This window comes from Streptomyces sp. NPDC048383, from assembly GCF_040651775.1.
Lineage (GTDB): Bacteria > Actinomycetota > Actinomycetes > Streptomycetales > Streptomycetaceae > Streptomyces.
Window position 1 is genome coordinate 47,055 of the sequence record NZ_JBEZKS010000008.1, and the last position, 24,782, is coordinate 71,836.

17 protein-coding genes are annotated in these 24,782 nt (G+C 70.8%); 8 read left to right on the top strand and 9 right to left on the bottom strand.

Features of this window, described 5'->3' with window-relative positions:
- Positions 1-7: 7 nt before the first annotated feature.
- Positions 8-619, bottom strand: a complete 612-nt coding sequence (locus AB0D46_RS08295) for a TetR/AcrR family transcriptional regulator (protein WP_362876492.1) — start codon at positions 617-619, stop codon at positions 8-10.
- Between the two features lie 87 nt (positions 620-706).
- Complete coding sequence (locus AB0D46_RS08300) at positions 707-2,773, bottom strand: discoidin domain-containing protein (protein WP_362876493.1); 2,067 nt, start codon at positions 2,771-2,773, stop codon at positions 707-709.
- A gap of 379 nt (positions 2,774-3,152) precedes the next feature.
- Here AB0D46_RS08300 and AB0D46_RS08305 point away from each other — a divergent pair, with 379 nt between their 5' ends.
- The 3 genes from AB0D46_RS08305 (at position 3,153) to AB0D46_RS08315 (ending at position 7,226) form a co-directional block, all read left to right on the top strand.
- Positions 3,153-4,514, top strand: a complete 1,362-nt coding sequence (locus AB0D46_RS08305) for a lysine N(6)-hydroxylase/L-ornithine N(5)-oxygenase family protein (protein WP_362876494.1) — start codon at positions 3,153-3,155, stop codon at positions 4,512-4,514.
- Between the two features lie 121 nt (positions 4,515-4,635).
- Entirely contained in the window at positions 4,636-5,634 is a 999-nt protein-coding gene (locus tag AB0D46_RS08310) for a hypothetical protein (protein WP_362876495.1), read from the top strand.
- A gap of 146 nt (positions 5,635-5,780) precedes the next feature.
- Entirely contained in the window at positions 5,781-7,226 is a 1,446-nt protein-coding gene (locus AB0D46_RS08315; RefSeq protein ID WP_362876496.1) for a glyceraldehyde-3-phosphate dehydrogenase, read from the top strand.
- Between the two features lie 110 nt (positions 7,227-7,336).
- On the opposite strand, the gene AB0D46_RS08320 is transcribed toward AB0D46_RS08315, so the two are convergent.
- Positions 7,337-7,987, bottom strand: coding sequence for a hypothetical protein (locus tag AB0D46_RS08320; protein ID WP_362876497.1), 651 nt, complete (start codon positions 7,985-7,987; stop codon positions 7,337-7,339).
- A 159-nt stretch (positions 7,988-8,146) separates the two neighbouring features.
- Here AB0D46_RS08320 and AB0D46_RS08325 point away from each other — a divergent pair, with 159 nt between their 5' ends.
- A complete protein-coding gene (locus AB0D46_RS08325) occupies positions 8,147-10,102 on the top strand; it encodes an FAD-dependent oxidoreductase (protein WP_362876498.1) in 1,956 nt (651 codons plus the stop codon).
- A gap of 81 nt (positions 10,103-10,183) precedes the next feature.
- On the opposite strand, the gene AB0D46_RS08330 is transcribed toward AB0D46_RS08325, so the two are convergent.
- Entirely contained in the window at positions 10,184-12,118 is a 1,935-nt protein-coding gene (locus tag AB0D46_RS08330; protein ID WP_362876499.1) for an NAD-binding lipoprotein, read from the bottom strand.
- A 224-nt stretch (positions 12,119-12,342) separates the two neighbouring features.
- Here AB0D46_RS08330 and recQ point away from each other — a divergent pair, with 224 nt between their 5' ends.
- On the top strand, positions 12,343-14,406 hold the full coding sequence (gene recQ / locus AB0D46_RS08335) for a DNA helicase RecQ (protein ID WP_362876500.1): 2,064 nt from the start codon (positions 12,343-12,345) through the stop codon (positions 14,404-14,406).
- A gap of 80 nt (positions 14,407-14,486) precedes the next feature.
- Here the strand turns inward: recQ and AB0D46_RS08340 are convergent, their stop codons facing one another.
- Complete coding sequence (locus AB0D46_RS08340) at positions 14,487-15,953, bottom strand: amino acid permease (protein WP_362876501.1); 1,467 nt, start codon at positions 15,951-15,953, stop codon at positions 14,487-14,489.
- A gap of 1,118 nt (positions 15,954-17,071) precedes the next feature.
- Here AB0D46_RS08340 and AB0D46_RS08345 point away from each other — a divergent pair.
- Complete coding sequence (locus AB0D46_RS08345) at positions 17,072-17,536, top strand: hypothetical protein (RefSeq protein WP_362876502.1); 465 nt, start codon at positions 17,072-17,074, stop codon at positions 17,534-17,536.
- 118 nt (positions 17,537-17,654) lie between these two features.
- Here AB0D46_RS08345 and AB0D46_RS08350 read toward each other — a convergent pair whose 3' ends face one another.
- Together AB0D46_RS08350 and AB0D46_RS08355 are read right to left on the bottom strand one after the other, a co-directional pair.
- Positions 17,655-19,277 (bottom strand): ATP-binding cassette domain-containing protein, encoded by a 1,623-nt coding sequence (locus AB0D46_RS08350; protein WP_362876503.1) that lies wholly within the window; start codon positions 19,275-19,277, stop codon positions 17,655-17,657.
- Between the two features lie 91 nt (positions 19,278-19,368).
- A complete protein-coding gene (locus AB0D46_RS08355; RefSeq protein ID WP_362876504.1) occupies positions 19,369-19,689 on the bottom strand; it encodes a hypothetical protein in 321 nt (106 codons plus the stop codon).
- A gap of 308 nt (positions 19,690-19,997) precedes the next feature.
- Between AB0D46_RS08355 and AB0D46_RS08360 the strand changes: the two genes are divergently transcribed.
- Entirely contained in the window at positions 19,998-22,115 is a 2,118-nt protein-coding gene (locus AB0D46_RS08360; RefSeq protein ID WP_362876505.1) for an NACHT domain-containing protein, read from the top strand.
- Complete coding sequence (locus AB0D46_RS08365) at positions 22,048-22,737, top strand: hypothetical protein (RefSeq protein WP_362876506.1); 690 nt, start codon at positions 22,048-22,050, stop codon at positions 22,735-22,737. Before AB0D46_RS08360 ends, AB0D46_RS08365 begins: the two co-directional genes overlap by 68 nt.
- Before the next feature lie 76 nt (positions 22,738-22,813).
- Here the strand turns inward: AB0D46_RS08365 and AB0D46_RS08370 are convergent, their stop codons facing one another.
- Positions 22,814-23,020, bottom strand: a complete 207-nt coding sequence (locus tag AB0D46_RS08370) for a cold shock domain-containing protein (protein WP_362876507.1) — start codon at positions 23,018-23,020, stop codon at positions 22,814-22,816.
- A gap of 200 nt (positions 23,021-23,220) precedes the next feature.
- Positions 23,221-24,729, bottom strand: a complete 1,509-nt coding sequence (locus AB0D46_RS08375) for a DUF4246 domain-containing protein (RefSeq protein ID WP_362876508.1) — start codon at positions 24,727-24,729, stop codon at positions 23,221-23,223.
- Between the last annotated feature and the right edge of the window lie 53 nt (positions 24,730-24,782).

The following is a 24,782-nucleotide window of genomic DNA, read 5'->3' on the forward strand; positions in this document are numbered from 1 at the left end:
CGGTGCCTCAGGGGCCGCCCGGCGACCGGGGGACCATGAGCCCCGTGACGTGATCAGTGACCACGTCGAGGATCTCCTTGGTGGCCGTCTCGTCGCCGAGGACGAGTGCGTTGAGGGTCAACCCGTCGGTCATGGCGGCCAGATAGCGGGCCAACGCCGGCGCCGGCACCAACAGTTCTAGGTCCATGCCCTCGGCCAACCCGCCGATGAGCTCCTCGTACGTGGCGCGGTACAACTCGTACTGCCGGCGGGCCAGGTGCTCGAATCCGGGCTGGCGCAGGGCGTACTGGGTGAGTTCGTAGGTGAGCATGTGCTCACCGGGCTGCGCCGAGACGTGGTCCCAGTAGGCCTGGAAACCCGCCCGGACGGTCTCGCGCAGGGTGGACCGGGGCCGGATCGCCTCCTTCACCACGCCCACGTAGTGCGCGGTGATCGCCTCGATCACCGACTCCAGCAGCGCCTGCTTGGAGTCGAAGCAGTAGTGGAAGACGCTCAGTGACACGCCGGCCTCCGCCGCGATGGACCGGGTCGTGGTCCGGGCCACGCCGTCCCGGGTCATCGCGCGGATCGCCGCTTCGGTCAGTTGGCGGCGCCGGTCGGCCGACGGCATCCGGGCCATGGTGGTTCCTTCCGCTCGTTCGCAGGAGACGCACGGGCCGGCCGGATGTGATCCGGCCGGCCCGCTTCCTGGTCGGTGCTTCCGCCCTCAACTGCTGTAGACGCCGAACTCGCGCAGTGAATAGCCCCACTGGGTGGCTCGTTGGAGTCCTTGGACGCGCACGTGGCGCGCCGTCACACCGGAGAACCGGGCCGTGTCCAGGCCGCCGTCACCGGCGGTCGTCGACCAGACCTGCTGCCAGTTCACCCCGTCCGTGGAGACCTCGATGCGGTACGCCCTGCCGTACGCGCGCTCCCAGTCGAGGGTCACGCGCCCGACCCGGCTGGTGGAACCGAGGTCGACGCGCAGCCACTGGTCGTCGTTCCACTCGCTGGCCCATCGGGTGCCCGGGTTGCCGTCCACGGCCTGGCCCGCCGAGAAGTTCACGAACGGGTTCCACCATTCCGCGGACGAGGCCCCGGCGGACGCCCCGGCCGCGAGGTTGACCCCGCCCTTGTGCTTCTCGGAGTTGCCCCAGGTGGTCAGGTAGGACTCGGCGCCCTTGAACAGGTCGTCCACCACGTCCTGGCCGCCGACGAGGCGGACGTCCTCGATCCAGTCGGGCACCAGGCCGTAGTGCGCGGCGCCGTCCGTGTTCAGGTCCCAGGTCCGCTGCCCGGTGGTCTGCTTCTCGATGACGGACCCGCCGTCGGTGCTGCGGAAGGGATAGCGCACGGGATTGGGCGCGTCCGCGCCCCGCGGGCCCGGCCAGCCGCCGACGCCGTTCATGTCGGTGCCGTACCCGTAGCCGACGTCGTACTTGTCGCGCAGCGCCTTCGTCCGGTCGGCCTCGGAGCTGAACGCCTCGGAGCCGTTCATGTACTGGGCCACGAACCCGCCGAGCTTGTAGACGCGCTCGGTCCAGTCGAGGTCCATCCAGCTGTGCGAGGAGATCACCCCGGAGTACGACTCGGACTCCAGGACGTCGAAGGCCCGTCCGGCGGCCTTGACGCTCATGTGGTCGATCTCCAGCATCATCTTGCGTTTCATCATGCCGCGCAGCGCGTACTCACCGAGGTCCGTCAGTCCGCGCGTGTTGCACTGCGCGTCGGCCGCGTACGAGGGGACGGCGACGCCCGCGGGGAGTTCCTTCTGCGCGGCCGGAGCCGCCGCCAGCCCGATGGGGTTGTCGTGCTGCGGGCCGGCGCACTTCTCGGTCTGCCAGAAGGTGCCGGTGGACAGGAATTGGCCGACGTTGATCGCCGTACCGAGGGCGCCCTGGTCGAAGCGGACCCCGCACAGCGCGTTGTCGAACTTGTGGCAGAGGAACATGCTGCGGATGCCGAGGCGGTGCAGTTCGTCCAGGCCGCGGTCGATGTCCTCCTTGCTGCACTGGGCGACGTCCAGGACCTGCTTGCAGCCGAACGGCTCGGAGGTCTCCACGCCCAGCACCACGGCGAGCTTGCCCTGCTGGACGACCTCACGGGCCTGCGCGGAATCGGTGACGATCCGGAACCAGCCCTTGCCCGGGCCGCCGTACATCTTGTCGACGAAGGCCTGCATGTCGTAGGTCTTCTGCGCCTCCAGCCGGATGGCGGTCATCTCGTCGCAGCCGCGGTCCTTGAAGAAGTAGACCGAGCAGATCACGCCGTTGGTGACGAGGTCGTTGACCAGCACCCGCTGGCCGCCGCGCCAGGCCCGCTCCACCCAGGCGTAGTAGTTCTGCTGGTGGGTGAGGGAGTCGTGGGCGGGCCAGTCCTTGAAGGTGGGCCAGCCGTTGGGGTCGTGCTTGCCGTCCCCGCCGTTGGTGATGTAGTCGAAGATCGCGAGCGAACCGTCGGGGTAGTGCTCCGGGCAGTCCTTGAGCGCGTCGGCGACGCCGAGGTCGGAGAACGGCTTGCCGCAGATGAGCCGGCCGCCGAAGCCCTCGTTGGACATCAGGTGGTCGTGCGCGTCGACGAAACCGCGCACCTTGCCCTGGGCGTCGGTCCCCTTGAAGGGTTCGCCGGTGACGTTGATGTCGGAGTCGGGAGCGGGCCGGGCCGTCGGGTTCCACCAGCCGGCGTCGGCCGAGGAACTGGGCACGGGCCCGAGCACCATGGCCATGACGGCGAGGAGCAACGACAGGACCGTGAGGGGGCTGCGCCTGTGGTGTGGCTGTCGGGTCAAGGTCATCACTCATGTCTTCGGTCGGCGGAGGGGCGGTCGGATCCCGGCATGAATTGTCATGCCCCGCACAAGCAGTGGGACGAGAATCGGCCCTGGTGCAACCGGAGTCAAGGGTCCGGGACGGATGACCTGATGGACCGTCGGATTCGGGCTGGGGTGGGAGTCCGGGTCGGTGGAGCGAGTCGTGTCCAAGTCTCGCAACAGGGCTTTCTGCGACGGGAGTTCGACCCGCCGAGGCGCGCGGTCGATCCGGTTTGTCCATCGACAATGACTTAAAGATCAGGTTAGCCTTGCCTAAGTATGCTCGGCCGCCGCTCCTTCGGCGCGCCTTGCCCACGGTTCCCCAACGCCCGGCAAGCGACTGCCCCGCACGATTGGGAGTGACATGTCAGAGGCTCATCCCGACGACGCGCCAGTGATCCACGACCTCATCGGAATCGGCTTCGGGCCGTCCAACGTGGCCATGGCCATAGCGCTCAGCGAGCACAACGCAGGCGTCGGACGGCAGGAGGCGGTCACAGCCCACTTCTTCGAGCGGCAGCCGCGGTTCGGCTGGCACCGGGGCATGTTGATCGACGACGCCACCATGCAGGTGTCCTTCCTCAAGGACCTGGTGACCCTGCGCAACCCGACCAGCGAATACAGCTTCCTCTGCTACCTCAAGAGCAAGGGACGGCTGATCGACTTCGTCAACCACAAGAACCTGTTCCCGCTGCGCGTCGAGTTCCACGACTACTTCGAGTGGGCCGCGGCCAAGGTCGACGACATGGTCTCGTACGGGTGCGAGGTCGTCGACGTGCGGCCCGTGGGGCGGGACGGCGTGATCGAGTACGTGGACGTCACCGCCCGCTCCGGAACCGAACGGCTGGTGCACCGCGCCCGCAACCTCGTCATCGGCACCGGCCTGCGGCCCCACCTACCGGAAGGCGTCGTACGGACGGAACGGGTCTGGCACAACTCGGACCTGCTGACCCGGGTGGAGGGGTTGGCGGACACCGACCCGACCCGCTTCATCGTGGTCGGCGCCGGCCAGAGCGCCGCGGAGAACGTGGCCTTCCTGCACCGCGCGTTCCCGCGCGCCGAGGTCTGCGCCGTCTTCTCCCGCTACGGGTACAGCCCCGCCGATGACAGCGGCTTCGCCAACCGGATCTTCGACCCGGCGGCGGTGGACGAGTACTTCACCGCCCCCGAGGCGATCAAGCGCAAGCTGATCGAGTACCACGGGAACACCAACTACTCCGTCGTCGACGTCGACCTGATCGACGAGCTCTACCGCCAGGAGTACCAGGAGAAGGTCCTCGGCACCGAGCGGCTGCGCTTCCTCAAGGTGTCCCGGATCGCCGACGTCGTGGAGACCCCCGAGAAGGTCCGCACCACCGTCGAATCTCTGGTCACCGGGGCCCGGACGCCACTGGACGCCGACGTACTGGTCTACGCGACCGGATACCGGTCCGCCGACGGCCTCGGACTCCTCGGCGAGGCCGAGGCCTACTGCCTGCGTGACGACCGGGGCCGCGTCCGGGTGGAGCGGGACTACCGGGTGACGACCGACCCGGCGCTGCGCTGCGGCATCTACCTCCAGGGCGGTACCGAACACACCCACGGCATCACCTCGGCGCTGCTGTCGAACACCGCGGTACGGGTGGGGGAGATCCTCGACTCGATCATCACCCGGGCGGGCGGCCGGGGCCCGGTACGGGTGCCCGCACCCCACCGGGCCGCCGACGAGATCGGCTCCGCCTTCTAGGCCGGCTCCTTCCGGGGGCGGGTGATTCCGGCCGCCGGGGCCGGGGCGGGGTGGTGCCGGGCGGGCGCGGCGCCGATACTGCGCCCGGCGGACCGGCCCGCCGACGACGGAGGGGATCCCGATGAGGTCGACCCGTACGGTGCGCACCGCCTTCCGGTGGCCGCGTCGTTCGCGCCGCCGCCCGGCGGGCGCACTCGTACCGGCGGTCGTCCTGGCCGCGGCCGTCGGCGTGCTCGCGCCGGGCCCGGCACACGCGGCTCCCGCGTGCGCCCCGGCCGGCCGGGCGGCCCCGCCCGTCCAGGTGGCGCAACTGCCCGACTGGGTCGAGTCGATCGCCGTCGACGCGCGGGGTCGGATGTTCGCCACCGCGTACTTCACGGGGCGCGTCCACCGCATCGACGCCCCCGGCAGCACCCCGGTCGCCCTCACCGGGAACATCGGCGCCAACGGCGGGATCGTGGTCCGGGCCGACGGCAAGCTCCTCGTCGGCACCGGCAACGACCTCGCGCACTCCCTCACCGGTGACCTCTTCCCCCGCTCCCAGCTCCTGCTGGTGGATCCGGATTCCGGCGCCGTCAGTACGTACGCCTCGGGCCTCGGCGGCATCGACGGGGTCGCCCTCGCCCCCGACGGCACCGTCTACACCACGACGCTGGGCGGCCGGAACATCGGCCGGGTCACCCCGGACGGGCGCGTGGACCCGGCCTGGGCGCGGGTTGCGCAGCCCAACGGGATCGCCGTCTCCGCGGACGGCTCCGAGGTGCTCGTCGTGCAGACCACGCTCGCGCCGGGCCTCTACCGCATCCCCGTCGCCGATCCTGACCGCCCCCGGCGCTGGATCTCCAGCGGCCTCCTGGACGCCTTGGCGCTGCCCGACGGCCTCACCCTGGACGGCGCCGGCCGCCCGCTGATCTCCACCCACGCGTCCGGGCAGGTCTGGCGGGTCGAGGACGACCGCCCGTGCGCCGTCGCCTCGGGACTGCACCTCTCCACCCAGCTCACCTACGGGCGCGGCGACAGCGGCTTCGCGGCGGGCCGGCTGTACCGCGCGGGCGTCGACGGACGGATCCTGGAGGTGCCGGCGGGAGCCGAAGACCCCGCCGGCCCGCAGGCCCCGTAGAGCGGCACGAGAGCCCTCCGCCCGAGATCCGCCGGAGGTCCGCTTCAGCGTCGATCCAGGCGGGGCGGGGGCCGGGGCACCCCCTTGAGTGATCAAACGAACAAGGGGTTAGCATATGAGCGCCGCCTAGCTCGAAAGATAAACCTGTGACTGTCAAAGACGACTCGTTCACCAACTGGAAAAACCGCGAGGAGATCGCGGAATCGATGATCCCGATCATCGGGAAGCTGCACCGGGAACAGGACGTAACGATCCTGCTCCACAGCCGCTCCTTGGTGAACAAGTCGGTGGTCAGCATCCTGAAGACCCACCGGTTCGCCCGGCAGATCGCCGGCGAGGAGCTCTCGGTCACCGAGACCCTGCCGTTCCTCAAGGCCCTCGCCGCCCTCGATCTCGGCCCGTCCCAGATCGACCTCGGCATGCTGGCCGCGACGTACAAGACCGACGGCCGCGGCCTCTCGGTCGAGGCGTTCACCGCCGAAGCGGTCGCCGGCGCCACGGGCGCCAACAAGATCGAGCGCCGCGAGGGTCGCGACGTCGTCCTCTACGGCTTCGGCCGCATCGGCCGCCTCGTCGCCCGCCTCCTCATCGAGAAGGCCGGTTCGGGCAACGGGCTGCGCCTGCGCGCCATCGTCGTCCGTCAGGGCGGCGACCAGGACATCGTCAAGCGCGCCTCGCTGCTGCGCCGCGACTCCATCCACGGGCAGTTCCAGGGCACGATCACCGTGGACGAGGCGACCAGCACGATCTTCGCCAACGGCAACGCGATCAAGGTGATCTACGCCAACGACCCCTCCGAGGTCGACTACACGGCGTACGGCATCAAGGACGCCATCCTCATCGACAACACGGGCAAGTGGCGCGACCGCGAGGGTCTGTCGAAGCACCTGCGTCCGGGCATCGACAAGGTCGTCCTGACCGCCCCGGGCAAGGGCGACGTCCCGAACATCGTGCACGGCGTCAACCACGACACGATCAAGCCGGACGAGCAGATCCTGTCCTGCGCCTCCTGCACCACGAACGCGATCGTGCCGCCGCTGAAGGCCATGGACGACGAGTACGGCGTCCTGCGCGGTCACGTGGAGACCGTCCACTCGTTCACGAACGACCAGAACCTGCTGGACAACTACCACAAGGCCGACCGTCGTGGCCGGTCCGCGCCGCTGAACATGGTCATCACCGAGACCGGCGCCGCCTCCGCCGTCGCGAAGGCGCTGCCCGACCTCAAGGCGCCCATCACCGGCAGCTCGATCCGCGTCCCCGTCCCGGACGTCTCGATCGCCATCCTCAGCCTGCGCCTGGGCCGCGAGACCACCCGCGAGGAAGTCCTCGACTACCTCCGCGACGTCTCGCTGCACTCGCCGCTGAAGCGCCAGATCGACTTCACCACCGCGCCCGACGCCGTCTCCATGGACTTCGTCGGCTCGCGCCACGCCTCGATCGTCGACGCCGGTGCGACCAAGGTCGACGGGGACAACGCGATCCTCTACCTCTGGTACGACAACGAGTTCGGCTACTCGTGCCAGGTCATCCGCGTCGTCCAGCACGTCTCGGGCGTCGAGTACCCGACCTACCCGGTCCCGCAGGTCTGACCCGCAGGTCACCGACGAGCGCGGCTCCGCTGAAGTGAGAAGGCGCCCGCCCCGGCCACGAGCCCGGGGCGGGCGCCTCCTCGCGTCGTACGCCGGTCGCGTTCCGCGCCTCAGACGGTGACGCCGGCCCGCCGGGCCAACTCCAGGGCCGCGTCCGCGTCCAGCGCCCCGCCCTCCGGCCCGGTGCCCGCCGCCTTCAGGAGCGCGCCGACGACGTCCCCGTCCACCGTGCGCCGCTCGGCGTGCGCCGCGAACACGGACACCGCCTCCCGGACCGCCGGACCGCCCCGGGTGGCGTCGCCGAGCACGCACTCGGCCTCGTCGAGGAACTCCTCCACCGAGTCCGCCCAGGGGGCGGCCCCGTCCAGCCCGTCGCCCATTTCGTCCGCGCGGTAGTCGACGCGGTGCCAGGCGCCGTCCTCCCACCAGTAGACGAAACCGAACAGGTTCCCCGCGGCGTCGTCGCGCAGCCGCTCCCACGGCAGCCAGTCGGGCCCGCCGGCGAGGAAGTCCAGCGGTTCCGGGCCGACATGGGTGTAGCTGCCGTCCGCGTCCTGGCCGCAGAACACCGCCCGGTCGGGGCCGCACATCCGCAGGCGCCACCAGAACGAACCGCTGCCGTTCTCGCCCGAGACCCCGTCCTCGTCCAGCCAGTACTCCTCGTGATCGCCCCGTGCGGCGGCCAGCACGGCGAACGTCACGGCCCTCGCCCACAGTCGTCCGGCGGGATCGAGGTCCTCCGGCACGCTCGGTCTGCGCATGATGATCTCCTTTCGAACGATCACCCTCGCACAGGTGCCGGCCGCCGTGCGAAACTCCGTTCGTCAGCACCGCGGCCCGGGGATCACGTCCGGGTGGTTGTTGCCCCCACCGGGGGATTTCGGTGAACCTGGGCACCGACGGGCCGCAAGAGTTGCGTCATGATCAAGGAACCGCTTCCCACCCCCGAGCGTCCCGAACTCCCCGGTGGGGCACCGTCGGAGCCCGCCAACCGGCCCTCCCGACGCACCCTCATCGCAGGCGCCGCCGCCGTCGCGGGGGCGGGCGCGTTCACCGTCGCCGCCGCCTCCGCCGAGACCCCGCAGGCCCCTGCCGGGTCCGCGCGCCCCGACTGGGAGACCTGCCTGACCATCGCCCGGGCCGTCCTCGTACGCGACGAGGACGACCAGCCGCTGGTGCCCCGGTACGCGGACATCCTGCTGAAGAACGGCTTGCCCCGCTCCCGCAACCGCAAGAAGGTCCTGGTCGTCGGCGCGGGTCCCGCCGGACTGACCGCCGCGCACCTGCTGCGCCAGGCCGGCCACCAGGTCACCGTCATCGAGGCCAACGGGAACCGGGTGGGCGGCCGGATCAAGACCTTCCGCACCGGCGGGCACGAGAGCGCGCCCGCCCCGTTCGCCGATCCGAAGCAGTACGCCGAAGCCGGCGCGATGCGCATCCCCGACAGCCACCCGCTGGTCACCGGACTCATCGACAGCCTCGGGCTGAAGCGCCGCCGCTTCCACCTCGTCGACGTCGACGGATCGGGCCGCCCCGCCCACCGCACCTGGATCCACGTCAACGGCATCCGCGTCCGCCGGGCGGACTACGCGCGCGCCCCGCAGACGCTCAACCGCTCCTTCGGGGTGCCCGCCGCCCACGAGTCGCAGCCCGCCGCCCAGATCGTCCGGGCCGCGTTCGCGCCCGTGCGCAAGGAGATCGAGGGCAAGCAGGACAAGGCCCTCGTCGAGGGCTGGGCCCGCGTCTTCCAGCGCTACGGCCACATGTCGATGTACCGCTACCTGACCGAGGAGGCGAAGCTCGACGAGCGGACCATCGACCTCATCGGCACCGTCGAGAACCTCACCTCCCGGCTGCACCTCGCCTTCGTGCACAGCTTCATCGGCGCCTCCCTCATCAGCCCCGACACCGCCTTCTTCGAACTGCCCGGCGGGAGCGCCACGTTGGTCGACGCGCTGTACGGCCGGGTCAAGGACCTCGTCCGGCTCGACCGCCGCGCCACCCGGATCCGGCACGGCGAGCGCGAGGTGAGCGTCGACACCGTGTCCGAGGGCCGCGACGGTCCGGTACGGCGCGAGACCTTCACCGGCGACACCGCGATCATCACCGTTCCCTTCTCCGGGCTGCGGCACATCGCCGTCGCCCCCGCCCTCTCGTACGGCAAGCGGCGCGCGGTCACCGAACTGCACTACGACGCCGCCACCAAGGTGCTCCTCGAATTCAGCCGCCGCTGGTGGGAGTTCGACGAAGCGGACTGGAAGCGCGAACTGGAGGCCATCAGGCCGGGCCTGTACCGGAACTACCAGATCGCCCGGACGCCCGAGGACGGCGCCCTGCTCGGAGCCCACCCCTCGGTGCCCAAGGGCCACATCTCCGACGCCCAGCGCGCCCACTACGCCGCCTGCCGCGCCACCGGCCGCGACCAGCCCGAGGCGGCCGGCGTGATCGGCGGCGGCTCGGCCACGGACCACCCGAACCGGTTCATGTTCCAGCCGTCCTACCCCGTCGAGGGCAGCCCCGGCGGAGTGATCCTCGCCTCCTACAGCTGGTCGGACGACGCCCTGAAGTGGGACTCCCTGGACGACGCGGAGCGCTACCCGCGTGCACTCGCCGGCGTCCAGGAGGTCTTCGGGCAGCGGATCGAGGTGTTCTACACCGGCGTCGGCCGCACCCAGTCCTGGATGCGCGACCCGTACGCGTACGGCGAGGCGTCCGTCCTGCTGCCCGGCCAGCACACCGAGCTCTTCCCGCACGTCCGCAGCGCGGAGGGCAGCCTCCACTTCGCCGGCTGCCACACCTCCGTCAAGCCTGCGTGGATCGAGGGCGCCCTCGAATCGGCCGTACGGACCGCCCTGGAGGTCCACTCGACCCCCTGACCGGGCGCTCGGACCCCACCGCCCGGAGCCGGCCCGCCCCCGCACGGGGCAGGCCGGCCCGTCCCCGCGCGGCCCGGTCCGTCAGCTCTCGGCGAGCACGATGACCCAGTCCCCCTCCGCGAACCGGACCGACTCCCGCTTGTCGGGGTTGATCCGCACCCCGTGGTCGGGGGCGGTCGCCGCCCGCGCCCGCAGCCGGTAGCCGATCGCGCACTCGCCCCGACGCCGGGCCGCCTCGACGACGGTGGCGAAGGCGACCTCGCGGCCGGTCCGGACGTAGTCCGCCACCGGCTTCAGGTACAGCTCGTTCCCCTCGGCCTCGAACAACTCCTCGAAGACCCCCGCGAGATGACGGTTCTCCGAGATCTGCGTCATCAACAGGCTGATCAGCCGGCCGCTCACGATGAAGTCGGCGCCGTCCCGCGCCGGTGCCAACAGCCGGTTCCCGTCGTCGGACATCTCGGTGGTCAGCGCGAGCTCCCGGCCCGAGGCCTCGGCGATGGCCCGCAGGTGCAGCAGCGTGACCAGCGTCCGGTCGTCCGTACGGGCATCGGCGCCGGCCGGCCCCTCCGCCGCGTGCGAGGACCCGCCGGGACCCGCCACCCCCATCTCGCCGACGACGATCACGCTGTCGTACGCGGTGACGTCCAACTTGGCCAGCACCAACGGATCGGTGATGTCCCCGCTGTGGAAGGTGACGTCGAGGCGCCGACGGAGCGCCGTCACACCGAGCGCGCCGACCGCCGTGGGGTCCTCGCCGAGGGCCACGACGTCCAAGGTCGTCCCGGCGGTCACGTACTGGTCGAGCTGGTCCACGACGAGGGCCGCCCGGCGGTTCCAGCCGAGCAGGAGCAGCCGCTCGGTGGCCTGCGGGGCGCGCCGCGCCAGGACGACGGCCTCCTCGTCGACGCACGCGGACACGTCCGACTCCACCGCCGTGTCGTCGTCCCCCGTGACGACGATGATCAGGTCGCCCGGTTTGACCGGCCTCCCGCACTGCGGATTGAGCAGCACCCGTCCGTCCGCGCGCAGCAGACCGACCACGGAGGACGTCGCGAACCCCAGCAGGACCTCGCCGAAGGGGCGCCCGACGAAGTTCCCGGCGGGGACGGTGTAGAACTCGTCGCCCGCGAAGTCGAGGAGCTCCTGGTAGACGAGGGACAACCCGGGCTGGCGCGCGGTCTGGACGAGGAGCCGGGCGACGATGTCGTCGACGCACAGCACGTGCGCGCCGGGGCCCGCCGCCAGTCCGGCCGTCAGGTGGTTGCGGGTGTCGCGCACCGCGGCGACGACCACCGCGCCGCCCGGATCGGGGACGGCGGCCCCCAGCGCGAGGAGCGTCTTCACCACGTGCGAGTCGCCCTCCTCCCCACCGGCGGGCAGCACCAGCACGGCCTTCGCCGTCCCCGGACTCACGCGGCACAACTCCGTGGGGTCCGTGGTGCTGCCGTTGCGGCAGATGATCCGGGTCCGGCCGCGCTGCGGGACCCGGGTGATGATCTCGTCCTCCATCTCCACCTTGTCCTTCGGGGCGAGGAGCGCGACGGCGGAGCGGCGCTGGTTGGCGTTGGCCGTCACCAACTCCTCGATCACCGGGAACACCTGGTCCGACCAGCCCAGCAGGACGGTGTGCCCGTGTTCCAGCACGGTGGAGTGGCCCCGGCGCAGCGCCAGCAGCCGCTCGTTGATGCCCGTGGTGATCAGGCTGACCAGGGTCGACACGAAGAGCAGCGCGACCAGCGCGAGCGTGACGGACGCCAGCACGTACACCGGGGAGCCGACGGCGCCGCCGATCTTCAGCGTCTGCCCGACGCTGACCCACACCGCCGTGAGCCGGTCGGACAGGGCGTCCGGGGGAGTGCGGTCGGACCAGACGAGGACCGCGCTGGCCGGGACCACGACGGCGAGACAGGCCACGGCGAACCAGCCGGTGAGCCGGGCCGTGCCCCCCGCGACCAGATTGTCGAACCGGTACCGGAACCACCGGCGCAGTGACGTCGTGTGCTGCTGCGTCACGCGGACTCCCGGAGCGTGAGACGTGCTGGTCGGACGGCTGCCCACCACCCGCGGCCCAGCGTAGGGACTCCCGCCGCCCGTTGCCGCTGAAGGGCGCCGACCTCACCCGGACGTATGAAGGCCGGGTTTCACATCCGTCGGACCCCGATCCGGCGGAGCGGGGTTTTCCACAGGCCCCGGGGGACGTGGACCGGGGTGTCGGCGGGTGCCGATAGGCTTCTCGGATGGCCCCTTCGGACCCTTCCCCCGAGACCTCGGACGCCCTGCAGGTACTGCACCGCGTCTTCGGATACAGCTCCTTCCGCGGCGAACAGCAGGAGATCATCGAGCAGGTCGTCAGCGGCGGCGACGCCCTCGTGCTGATGCCGACCGGCGGCGGCAAGTCGCTGTGCTACCAGATCCCCGCGCTGGTCAGAGACGGTACGGGCGTCGTGATCTCGCCGCTCATCGCGCTGATGCAGGACCAGGTGAACGCGCTCACCGCCCTCGGGGTCCGGGCCGGCTTCCTGAACTCCACGCAGGATGCGTACGAGCGGCAGGCCGTCGAGCGGGCCTTCCTCGCCGACGAACTCGACCTGCTCTACCTGGCTCCGGAACGGCTGCGCTCCGAGGGTACGCAGCGGCTCCTCGACCGGGGCAAGGTGTCGCTCTTCGCGATCGACGAGGCCCACTGCGTGGCCCAGTGGGGCCATGACTTCCGGCCCGACTACCTCGCGCTGTCCATGCTGCACGCCCGCTGGCCCAAGGTGCCGCGGATCGCGCTGACCGCGACGGCCACCGAGGCCACCCACGCCGAGATCGTGGCGCGGCTCGGGCTGGAGGAAGCCCGGCACTTCGTCGCCAGCTTCGACCGGCCGAACATCCAGTACCGGATCGTCGGCAAGGACAACCCGCACAAGCAGCTGCTGGAACTGATCCGGACCGAGCACGAGGGGGACGCCGGGGTCGTCTACTGCCTCTCCCGGGCCTCGGTCGAGAAGACCGCCGCCTTCCTGGTGGAGCAGGGCATCGACGCCGTGGCGTACCACGCGGGCATGGACTCCCGCACGCGTGCGGAGAACCAGGCGCGCTTCCTGCGGGACGATGGCGTCGTGGTGGTCGCCACCATCGCCTTCGGCATGGGCATCGACAAGCCGGACGTACGCTTCGTCGCCCACCTGGACCTGCCGAAGTCGGTCGAGGGTTACTACCAGGAGACGGGCCGCGCGGGTCGCGACGGCGAGCCGGCGACGGCGTGGCTGGCGTACGGGCTCCAGGACGTGGTCCAGCAGCGCAAGCTCATCGAGGGCTCCGAGGGCGACGAGGCGCACCGCCGGTCGCTGGGCATGCACCTCGACGCGATGCTCGCGCTGTGCGAGACCGTCGACTGCCGTCGGACGCGGCTGCTCGCCTACTTCGGGCAGTCGGGCGAGGCGTGCGGCAACTGCGACACGTGCCTGACTCCGGCCGAGTCCTGGGACGGGACGGTGGCCGCGCAGAAACTGCTGTCCACGGTGTGGCGGCTGGCGAAGGAACGCCGCCAGAAGTTCGGGGCCGGCCAGATCATCGACATCCTGCAGGGCAAGAAGACGGCCAAGGTCATCCAGTTCGACCACGACGGGCTGTCCGTCTTCGGCGTCGGCTCCGACCTGGGCACCGCGGAGTGGCGGGGCGTCGTCCGTCAACTGCTGGCGCAGCGGTTGCTCGCGGTGGAGGGCGACTACGGCACGCTCGTGCTGACCGACGAGAGCGGCGAGGTCCTCGGCGGCCGCCGCAGCGTCTCGATGCGCAAGGAGAAGGCGCCCGCCCCAGCGGCCCGCAAGCAGTCCGGCTCGCGCTCGGGCAAGGGCGCCCGGGTGCCGGTCGACCTGCCGGCCGAAGCCGAGCCGGTCTTCCTCGCCCTGCGCGCCTGGCGGGCCGAGACGGCCCGCGAGCAGGGCGTACCGGCGTACGTCGTCTTCCACGACGCGACGCTGCGGGAGATCGCGACGCGGCTCCCCGGCACGGTGGAGGAACTCGGCACCATCGGCGGCGTCGGCGAGGCCAAGCTGACCAAGTACGCCCAGGGCGTCCTCGACACCTTGGCGGAGGTCGCCGCCGGTGGTGGTAGTGGTGGCGGTGAAGGTGGTGGCGGTGCGGCCCCGGTGGCCGGCGGCAAGGCCCCGGCTCAGGCCCCGGCCGCCGCTGGGGTGGCGGGCGCCGCGGCTCCCGCCGCGTTGCTCGCGGCGGAGGAGCCCCCGGCTCCGTACCCCGACGAGCCGCCCTTCGACCCCGAGGAGATCGACCCGCCCTGGGACGACTGGGAGTAGGCGCCGGGCACGCCCCGGGGAGGCGAAACGGGTGCGTACCGGCCGGGGAGGCCCGTACGCACCCGTCGCCGTGCGCGGGGTCAGGAGCGGGTGCGCTCCGCGTCACGCTGGGCCGGGACGTTGGCCCGCGCCGCGACCTGCGGGTTGCGGGACTTGAGCACCGCCCAGCCGATGGACAGGCAGACCGCCCAGCCGGCGCCCACGTACAGGGACACGCGGCTGTCCGGGTCGATGGCGATCAGCACGGTGACCATCAGCAGGAAGGCCACGGCGATCCAGCTGCACAGGGTGCCGCCCGGCGCGGGGAAGGAGGAGGCGGGCAGTCGGCCGGCGACCACCTCGCGGCGGTAGCGGATGTGGCTGATCAGGATCATCATCCAGGTCCAGATGCCGGCCGCGGTCGCGACCGACATCACGTACCCGAACGCCTTCTCCGGGACCACGTAGTTCAGCACCACGCCGATGCCCATCAGGGCGGCGGAGAGGGTGATCGCGACGGCCGGGGTCTTGGTGGAGCTCAACCGGCCGAGCAGCTTGGGGGCCTCGGAGTTGGCGGCGAGGTCGCGCAGCATGCGGCCGGTGGAGTACATGCCGGAGTTGCAGGACGACAGGGCCGCGGTCAGGACCACGAAGTTGACGATCGCCGCACCGGCGGGAATGCCGATCTTCGCGAAGGCCGCCACGAAGGGGCTGACCCCCGGCTCGAACTCGGTCCACTTGACGACCATCAGGATCACGCTGAGCGCGCCGACGTAGAAGACGATGATGCGCCACGGCAGGGTGTTGATCGCCTTGGGGAGGGTCTTTTCCGGGTTCTCGGACTCGCCCGCGGTGACGCCGACGAGCTCGACGGCCAGGTAGGCGAACATGACGCCCTGCAGGGTCATCAGGCTGGAGCCGACGCCCTTGGGGAAGATGCCGTCGAACGCCCAGAGGTTGGACACGGCGGCGGTGTCACCGGCCGCGCTGAACCCGAAGGTCACGACGCCGATGCCGATCACGATCATGCCGATCAGGGCGGTGACCTTGACCATCGAGAACCAGAACTCGATCTCGCCGAAGATCTTCACCGAGATCAGGTTGGCGATGTACAGGACCACCAGGAAGACCAGGGCCGTCACCCATTGCGGGACGTCCGGGAACCAGTAGTGCACGTATATCGCCGCGGCCGTCAGCTCGGCCATGCCGGTGACCACCCACATGAGCCAGTACGTCCAGCCGGTCACGAACCCGAAGAACGGGCTGAGGAACTCACGGGCGTACTCCGCGAACGAGCCCGAGACGGGCCGGTACAGGAGCAGTTCGCCGAGCGCCCTCATGATGAAGAAGACGATCACACCGGCGAGGGCGTACATGAGGATGAGGCTGGGGCCGGCCTTCGCGATGTTCGCGCCGGCTCCGAGGAAGAGACCGACGCCGATGGCGCCACCGATGGCGATCATCTGGACCTGGCGACTGCCGAGCCCGCGCTCGTAGCCCTCCTCGGGCGTACTGCCCGCGGTCGCGTCGTCGTCTCCGCGGTGCTGTTCAACCTGCGTCGAGGTCATGCTGTGGTGCGCCTTTCCGCTCCATGCCGAACCGCGCCGTCCTCGGCCGCGGATCGGATTCCGATCCCCCGGATGGTGATGGAGTTGCTACCGGCGGTCGGCCGGCTCCAGCGCCTCTGCGCGGACGTGGGTGGTCCGGCAGACGGTCGTGAAGATGTACCACGGTGCTCGGCCGAAAACCGTGGTGTACATCACGGGCATAACGCCCATAGGGCTGCGATCAGGCCGAAAGACCCGGGAGCGGTCACGCGATCGTTATCCGGATCTGAGGGTCTGCTGAGCGAACACGCGATGACATCGAGGCAATGCGTGTCATGCGCCACGGCGCCCCGAGGTGCGACCCGGCCATGGACCGTGCGCCGACCGCCATGAAAGGGCCACGGGCGCCCCGCCGTGCGACGGCGGGGATGCGGTCTCGGAGGTCTCCGCAGGCGAGAACGCGCCGCCCCGCTCCCGCGGGTATGCGTCCCCCATTTCCGGGCCGATCGGAACAGGCCGCATACGTCTTAAACTCGGTTATTTGCGAGCACGTTTGACCGGCTCGTCCATTTCTCTGTGTCGACCTGTGACGTTTCCCCACTTTGCGGTTGGGTACTGTTGCGTGGCCGCACGGGGCGGAATATGGCATTACCGTCGCGCCCGTTCCGGTCCGCCCGACGCAGCGGGCCGGTCCCACCGAACTCGGTACCCGCCCTGCCCAAGTGCGTAAGGAGGGCGAGGCCGTCCAGAAGGGCTTCGTTGGCCGTCAGATCCACACCACGACCGTGGTGCCGGGCCGCGCGGTGAGGATCTCATCGGTGAGGCCACCAAGGCGCCGAACACCGCCACCGAAGCGGTCGGCAAAGCCGTCGCGGCCGCCAAGTTCCTGGGCACGGGCGCCGTACAGGCCGCCGCGACGGACAATCGCGTCGCGGTCGCCCGCGTACTGAACGAGAACCCCGGCCCCGGGGTGAAGAAGGCGGCGAACGCGGCGCTGGACGCCGGGACGGCCGACTCCCTGTACGAGTTCCTCAGCGCCGGCTTCCAGAAGGCGCTGGAGGAGGACGACGCGGTGGCCACCGCGACGCTCCTCAGGACCGGAGGTCCAGAAGGCGGCCGAGGAAGCCCAGGCCGCCAAGGTGGCCGGTGCCAACCAGTGCGACTCCACCGCCTACGACACCGTCAAGGGCGGCGGCTCCACCGTAGGGGACGCGAAGTGGTGGGCCGACTACCTGCACAAGGCCGGCATGATCGCCGGCTTCGTGGGGGTGGGCGTCGGAATCGTCGGAATCGGTGTGGGGATCCTCTTCCCTCCGGCCGGTGCGCTGATCATGGCCGCGGGTCTCGGTATCGGCATCGGCGGCGCCATGCTCGACGCGGCCAGCGCGGTCTTCTACGGGATCGGCTACGGCTGGACGAGCAACGAGTTCAAGAAGCAGGCCGGAATCGCCGCGCTCGGTGCCCTCACGATCGGTGCGTCCGGAGTGATCGGCATCGCCGCGAAGGGGGTCTCGAAGGGCAGCCATCTCGTTGCCAAGGTTTCCGAGGTCGCCCACGAGGCCGTATCGCCGATCGTCAGCTGGCTGAGCTCCAAGGGCCACTGACACGGCTGACGGGCGGCCCATCCCCGAAACGGGCCGCCCGGTGGGGCGTCGGCATCACCGGGTCATCCGCCCCGGTGATGCCGTGCACCCCGATAGGTCGCACCGGCCCGGGCCCGGCTCAGCGGGTTCGGGCCACGCGGCGTTCGTCCCACACCGGTTCCGCGGTCTCCCGGACCACGCCGTCCGAGCCGAAGACCAGGTAGCGGTCGAAGCTCCGCGCGAACCAGCGGTCGTGGGTGACGGCGAGGACCGTGCCCTCGTAGGCGTCCAGGCCGTCCTGGAGCGCCTCCGCCGACTCCAGGTCGAGGTTGTCGGTCGGCTCGTCCAACAGGAGGGCCGTCGTCCCGGCCAACTCCAGGAGCAGGATCTGGAAGCGCGCCTGTTGGCCGCCGGACAGCCGCTCGAAGGGCTGGTCGCCCTGACGTTCCAGCTCGTACCGGCGCAGTACGGACATGGCGCCGCCCCGGTCCCTGGCGTGCTCCGTCCACAGGATGTCGACGAGGGTGCGTCCGAGCAGCTCGGGGTGGGCGTGGGTCTGCGCGAAGTGGCCCGGCACGACCCTCGCGCCCAGCTTCCACCGTCCGGAGTGCGCCACCGACGGGTCCCCGGCGAGCAGCCGCAGGAAGTGGGACTTGCCGGAACCGTTCGATCCGAGGACGGCGACCCTTTCGCCGTAGAAGACTTCCAACGAGAACGACTTCATCAACCCGGTCAGCTCGACCTCCTCGCAGGTCACCGCCCGTACGCCGGTACGTCCGCCGCGCAGGCGCATCGTGATCTCCTGCTCGCGCGGTGGCTCGGGCGGCGGGCCGGCCTCCTCGAACTTCCGCAGCCGGGTCTGGGCCGCGTGATAGCGGGAGGCCATGACGTCGCTGCGCGCCGCGTACTGCTGCATGTCCGCCACGAGCTTCTTCAGCTGTGCGTGCTTCTCGTCCCAGCGGCGCCTCAACTCCTCGAAGCGGGCGAAGCGTTCGCGGCGCCCCTCGTGGAAGGTGACGAAGCCGCCACCGTGCACCCACACGTCCGAGCCCGCGGGGCCCGGCTCCACCGCGACGATCTTCTGCGCGAGGCGGGCCAGCAACTCCCGGTCGTGCGAGACGAACAGGACGGTCTTGCGGGTCTCCTTGAGCTTCTCCTCCAGCCAGCGCTTGCCCGGCACATCGAGGTAGTTGTCCGGCTCGTCGAGCAACAGGACCTCGTCGGGGCCGCGCAGCAGCGCCTCCAGGACCAGCCGCTTCTGCTCCCCGCCGGACAGGGTCCGCACCTGCCGGAACTGTGCCTTCTCGTACGGCACGCCGAGCGCCGCCGTGGTGCACATGTCCCAGACGGTCTCCGCCTCGTAGCCGCGCGCCTCCGCCCAGTCGCTGAGCGCCTGCGCGTACCGCATCTGGGCGTTCTCGTCGTCGACCGTCATGATCAGGTGCTCGGCCGCGTCCACACCGGCCGCCGCGGCCCTGATCCGCGGCTGCGCGACGGAGACGAGCAGGTCGCGCACGGTCCGCTCGTCCCGTACGGATCCGACGAACTGCTGCATCACGCCGAGCCCACCGCTGACGACGACCGTGCCACCGTGCGGCTGGAGTTCGCCGGAGATCAACCGCAGCAGCGTCGTCTTGCCGGCGCCGTTGGCGCCGACCAGGGCGACCACGGCGCCCTCCCCGACGCGGAAGGACACGTCGCCGAGCAACACCCGTCCGTCCGGCAGGTAGTACTGCAGGTGTGCCGCCTCAACATGTCCCATGCGTCAGCATTCTTCGCACCGGCCGCACGATCGGCAACGCATTTCCGGCCCGGCGGACGGGACCGGACCGGACCGGACCGGGACCGGACCGTCACCTGCCGTCCGGATCCCCGCCCCCGTCCGCGTCCGTCCCGGTATCCGACGCCGGCCGCGGATCCGCCGCGGCACGATCGAGCCTGACCTCCCGCAAGTACGCGAGGGCCTGCCCGCGGGGTACCTGGCCCAGGAGGCGGTGCTCGTGGTGACCGCGGCGGGCCTCGTTGCGCGCGTTCACGAGCGCCTCGGCCCGCAGGACCAGCAGGCCGACGAACGCCAGGCCGGCGACCACCCACCAGGGGGCGCGGGCCAGTACGCCCAGGGTCGTCGTCAACAGGGCGCCGAAGGGGACGAGAAGGCTTGAGGCGGACGTCATGGAGAACTCCTCCTGCGACAGGGCGCGGATGATGGCCCACGAACGCGCGGGTTCGGCTGATCCGCCAACAAATGCTTCGAACCCGGCGGTTGGCCGTACGCGCGGCGTCCCGATGGCCAAGATGAATGCTGCGGGACCGGCCGGCCGGGCCCCGGCGCCGACTGCGGCGTACGGGGCCGGCAGCACCGACGAGTACGGTTCTACGCCCGCCGCACCCCGTCCGACCAGGGACGTTGGACAGCCGTGAACGAGTGAACGCCGGTGAACGGCCCGCGAACGAGGGAACGGCCCGCGAACGAGGAGAACGGATGACATCGTCTGCCGGGTTTCGGCCCCGCGGCCCCCAGCGTCCGGATCCGGCAGCGGCTCCACCGGAGTTGCGGCCGTGGGCGACGCTCATGGGCCGGGTCCACGACGAGCTGTACGAGGGGCTCGACCCGGCCGACCGGCCCACCGTGACGGCGCTCGCCGACGCGGCCCACCTCAGCCGGTCGTACGTCTCGGAGGCCTTCTCGGGCAAGCGCCGACCGCAGCTGGTCCCGTTCCTGTCCATGGTCACGGCGCTGCGCGGGGACCCGGCCGCGTGGGAACCCCGTTGGCACCGGGCCGCGGACGAGCAGGAGGCGGTCGCCACCGGGGAGCCGCCGGAGCCGGTTCCTCCGCTGCCCGGCGTCGACGCCGCGCCCACGGACGAGCCCGCGGGCCCGCGCCGGCACCAGAGCGGGGGCGCGGAGGGGGACCCCGTACGGCAGACGCCGCTCCCGGAGATCGACGCGGCGGGGCCCGCACGCCTGCGGGACGTCGACGCGAGCCTGCGCCGTTACCCGGTGCGCCGGTTCGTGCGGGCCCTCCTCGCCTGGGTCGTCCTCGCGTTCACCTGGCCCCGCCGGGCCCGGCGGGACAGCGCCGCGATGCGCCTGCGCCACCGACTGGTCAAGCAGGTCCGGGACCGTACCGCCGTCGAGTGGGGACGCGCCGAGGACCACCTGTACCTCCAGCCGAGATTCACGATCCTCACCGCGGTCCGGGACGCCGGGCACGCCCGCGGCCGCAGGGGGAGGAGGGCCCGTCGGGCCGAGCCGGTGGCGGCTCCGACCCCGGTCACGAACATCCGCACGCTCTTCGAGGACACCGACGACCTGGTGCTGCTCGGCCGTCCCGGCATGGGGAAGACCACCCAACTGGCCCGGCTCGCCCACCGACTTGCCGTCGAGGCGCTGGACGGGCCCGCAGACGCGGAGCCCCTCCACGTCCCCGTCTACCTGCGGCTGGACACGTACCGCGGCGAACCCTTCGAGGAATGGCTGGTCACCGCGATGGGACGGCAGTACACGGGGATTTCCGGGGTCCTGGTGCGGACCTGGCTCAGCGAGCACCGGCTGCTTCCCGTGCTGGACGGTCTGGACGAGGTCCCGGAGGCGGACCGTTCCGCGTGCGTCGCGGAGCTGCGGCGCCTGCGCCGGGTCTGCCCCGGCATGGCCGTGGGCTGTCGTACGGACGAGGCCGATCTGCGCCGCCTCGCCTTCGACCTGAGGGCCCTGCGCTACGTGGAGATCCAGCCGCCGAGCCGGCAGGACGTGCAGGAGTTCCTCACCGCCGACCGGCACGCCCTCGCGGACGTCCACGTCGCCCTGGAGGAGGATCCCGACCTCTGGGAGCTGCTCCGGTCCCCGATGATGCTCGCCTTCATCCGCGTCACGTACCGCAACCGATCTGCCGACGACCTACGCCGCCCGGGCGGCCCGGTCGAGCGCCGCGGCCGGATCTTCGACGCGTACCTGCGTGAGTGCCTGCTGCGCGAACGCCCCGGCCCGGACGAGTCCCCGGAGCGGACGCTGACCTGGCTCACCTGGCTCGCACGCACCCTCACCGAGCGGCAGGAGCACGTGCTCTACCTGGACCGGCTCGACCTCGGCTGGTTGCCCCGCGCCGAGCAGCTGCTTCCGAGGATCGTTCCGAACCTGGTCATGTCGCTGTGCGCGCTGGGACTGCCCGTCCTGTGGGTGGCCGCGGCGGTGCACGCCGGCGTGCTGGAGGCGAGCGTCACCGGCGCCGCGATCCTGGCCGGCGTCATGGCCACCACGTGCGCGGTGACGTCCTACCACTCGGAGACCCGCTTCCTCAGGACCGAGGAAGCCGAGCGGCGGAGCAGCGCCGCCGCGGCCGACGAGAGGCCTGGCCGCGACGGGGGCAGGAACCGCCCTCCCCACCGGGGAGCCGTACTCGGGCCCGTCGCCGCCACCGGCCCACTGATGTTCTTCATGGTGGTCGTCATGGTCGACGTGGCGCACGTCGACCATGACGGCTCCGGGACCGCTGGTGGTGTCGCTCGCGTACTCCTGGGTCGCGGCCACCCAGATGGAAGGCTCCTTCACGGACGTCTTCCAGCCGGTGGAGCAGATGCGCTGGACCTGGCGGCTTCGTGAACGGAGCCCCTACTCGAAGACCAAGTTCCACCTCGTGCGCGGCGCGTTCAGCTTGATCGTGTGGGTCACGATCGAGGCGCTGCTCGGCTACGTCGTCCACCTGCTGTGCCCCGACCCCTGGTGGATCGGCCCGGCCGCGGCCGCTCTGCTCGGCCTCGTCCACATCGTCGGCAACCAGTTCGAGCCCTCGCTCCAGGACCGCAGACCCCGCCCGAACGAGGGGATGCGCCGCACGGTCCGCTTCTCCGTCGGCCACGGCTTCGCGGGTCTGGCCGTGGCCGTCGTGGGTCTGATGACGTTGATCGGCCTGGCCACGCCGGACCACGACCTGCGACGGGCCGGATTCGTCGCCGCCCTGCTGGGCGTCCTGTTCGCGGTGGTGCGGGGATTTCGCTTCGGTGGCTTGGCCGTCCTGCGGCACTGGACGATCCGCGCGACCCTCGCCCGGCGGGGCCGCACCCCGTACCGCTACCGACGGTTCCTGCAGGGTGCGGAGGGACGGGTGCTGCTCTTCCGTACGGACAGCGGGTTCTTCTTCCCGCACCGCCTGCTCCAACTGCACCTGAACACGGGCGCCGACGCATTGCAGGCCCGCGTCACCCGCGTGGTTCGTGACGGGTGACGGGTGACGGGGGCGAGGCGCCGCGCCGCGCCCCACAGAGTCATGCGGAGTCATGCGTCGCACGGCGCGCCTCGACTCAAGGGCGTACGCGACGTGCCACGAACCGTCCCTCGCCGAGCTCGATGCTGAAGGACACCTGCTGGTCCACCGACAGGCTGCGGCAGTCACCCTCGATGTCGTCGCGGTACACGCGCACGGGTGCCTCGCGTCCCACGGGGACGATCCAACCCGTGCCGGTGGACCTGTCGTACCACTCGACGAAGCCGATGCACCGTTCGTCCATGGCGGCGATCCCTCCACCCTGCGGTGAGTCCGGTCCTGGCCGGCCAGCCGATCTCCACTATGGGGCGGGCGGTGCGAAGGCGCATCCCGGCTCTTCGCGTCTAGCGGGGTCGAGCGAGCCGAGCCGAAGCCGCCTGACGGGCATAAGCCCAGTTCAGGCGCCTCCGGCCAGGTGACTGGAGGGGGTGGGGCCGCTCGGGGTCAGTGCTCGCAGAGCGAGAATTCCCGCTCGTAGAGCTGTTCGTTGTGTTCGGCGACGAAGAACTTGCGTTCCCGCATCAGTTCATCGCGGTAGTCCTGTGCCTGTTCGAGCGTCATGGTCGAGGTGTCGGACCAGGGCTGTTGCGGTGGCACATCACCGGTCGAGGTGATCCTTTCCGACGGGTCGACCAGGAAGAACGCGAGGATCTTCCGGTGTCCCGGGCGGGTGGCGTCCGTCAGACGGAACGGGCTGACGCGGTGCTGCAGGACGTTCGGGAACGCCAGGACGCGGCCGGCGGGAGTCTCCGCCGATCCCAACAGCTGGTTCAGCGCGTCCTCATCCTCTAGGCCGTAGACCTCGCGCAGACCGTTGTCGTCGTTCTGCTCGTAGTTCGGGTCGTCGAGCGCCGCCCGGAAACTCAGCCGGCTTTCGGTGATGTTCTCGCTGTCCCAGTAGTAGATGCCGGTCGAGACGATCCGCTCGTTCAGCATCCCCTCGACGTGCCAGGACCCGCCCGGATACTCGGGCTTCTCCGGGGTGAGGTGAAGGGTGGCGAGCTTGACGATGACCTGCAGACGTCGGCCGCGCAGGTCGACCCGTGCGGATGCGTCGGGCAGCTCGGGCGGGGTGAAGACCGGGGCGTCCGGGACAACGGGGAGGCGGTTCTCCCACCAGTCGTCCTGGGCCTGTTCCCACGTACCGAGGGCTTCCGCGAAGGCCTCGTCGTCGCTGTAGGAGGCCTTGTCCGGACGGACCGGCTCCGAGTCGTACCACCCGTAGGGATCGGCCTCGATCCGCAGGGGCCGCGGGTGACGCAGATCGGTGAGCACATTTTCCAGGAGCGGGCGCATCCGCGCCAACAAGTCCGGTAGCACGGCCGCCAGTTCGTGATGCTTCACGGGGTGGACGTTGTTGACGTACGAACGGAAGGAGACGTCGCCGTCGTCACTGACGTCGACCTCCGTGGGCAGCCACTGGAACCTCTCCGAGAACTCGTACTTCGCATGGCGGTTCGTCGGGTTCTGCCAAGCCTGCTCGGGCGCGCCGCTCACCTCTCGCACCAGGCAGAACAATGAGGGATGGACCAGGTCCAGTACCTGGTGGTCGGATCCGGGATGCCAGTCCTTCTCCGCTTCCGGGACCTGCTCCAGAACCCGCACCGCCTCACGCAGCCGGCTGCGAAGTTCCTCGTCGATCAGGCCGTCCGACTGCCACACCCCGTCGACGGCGGACACCTCGATGCCGGTGCGCGCGTCCCGCAGTGCGGCGTAGTGCGCGAGTTCGGCCAGTACGTAGCGGACCTGCGCTTCGGTGAGGCCCTGGTCGAGTGCTTCGCGCGTCCATCTGGCGACGATGTCGGCATCGTTCATCTTGTCGAACCACCCCGCCTTCGCCCGAATGTGTGAGCTGCACCGCATCATCTCCACTTCCCGCAGCGTCCGGGGTGGGGCGAACGCTATGGATCGGGAGGTGTGGAAGGGCAGCGGGAAGGCAGACAGGCCGGTCAATGCTATCGGTCCTTCGAGTCGGTGTGCGGTGGCCGGAAGGATACGTCAGCGCA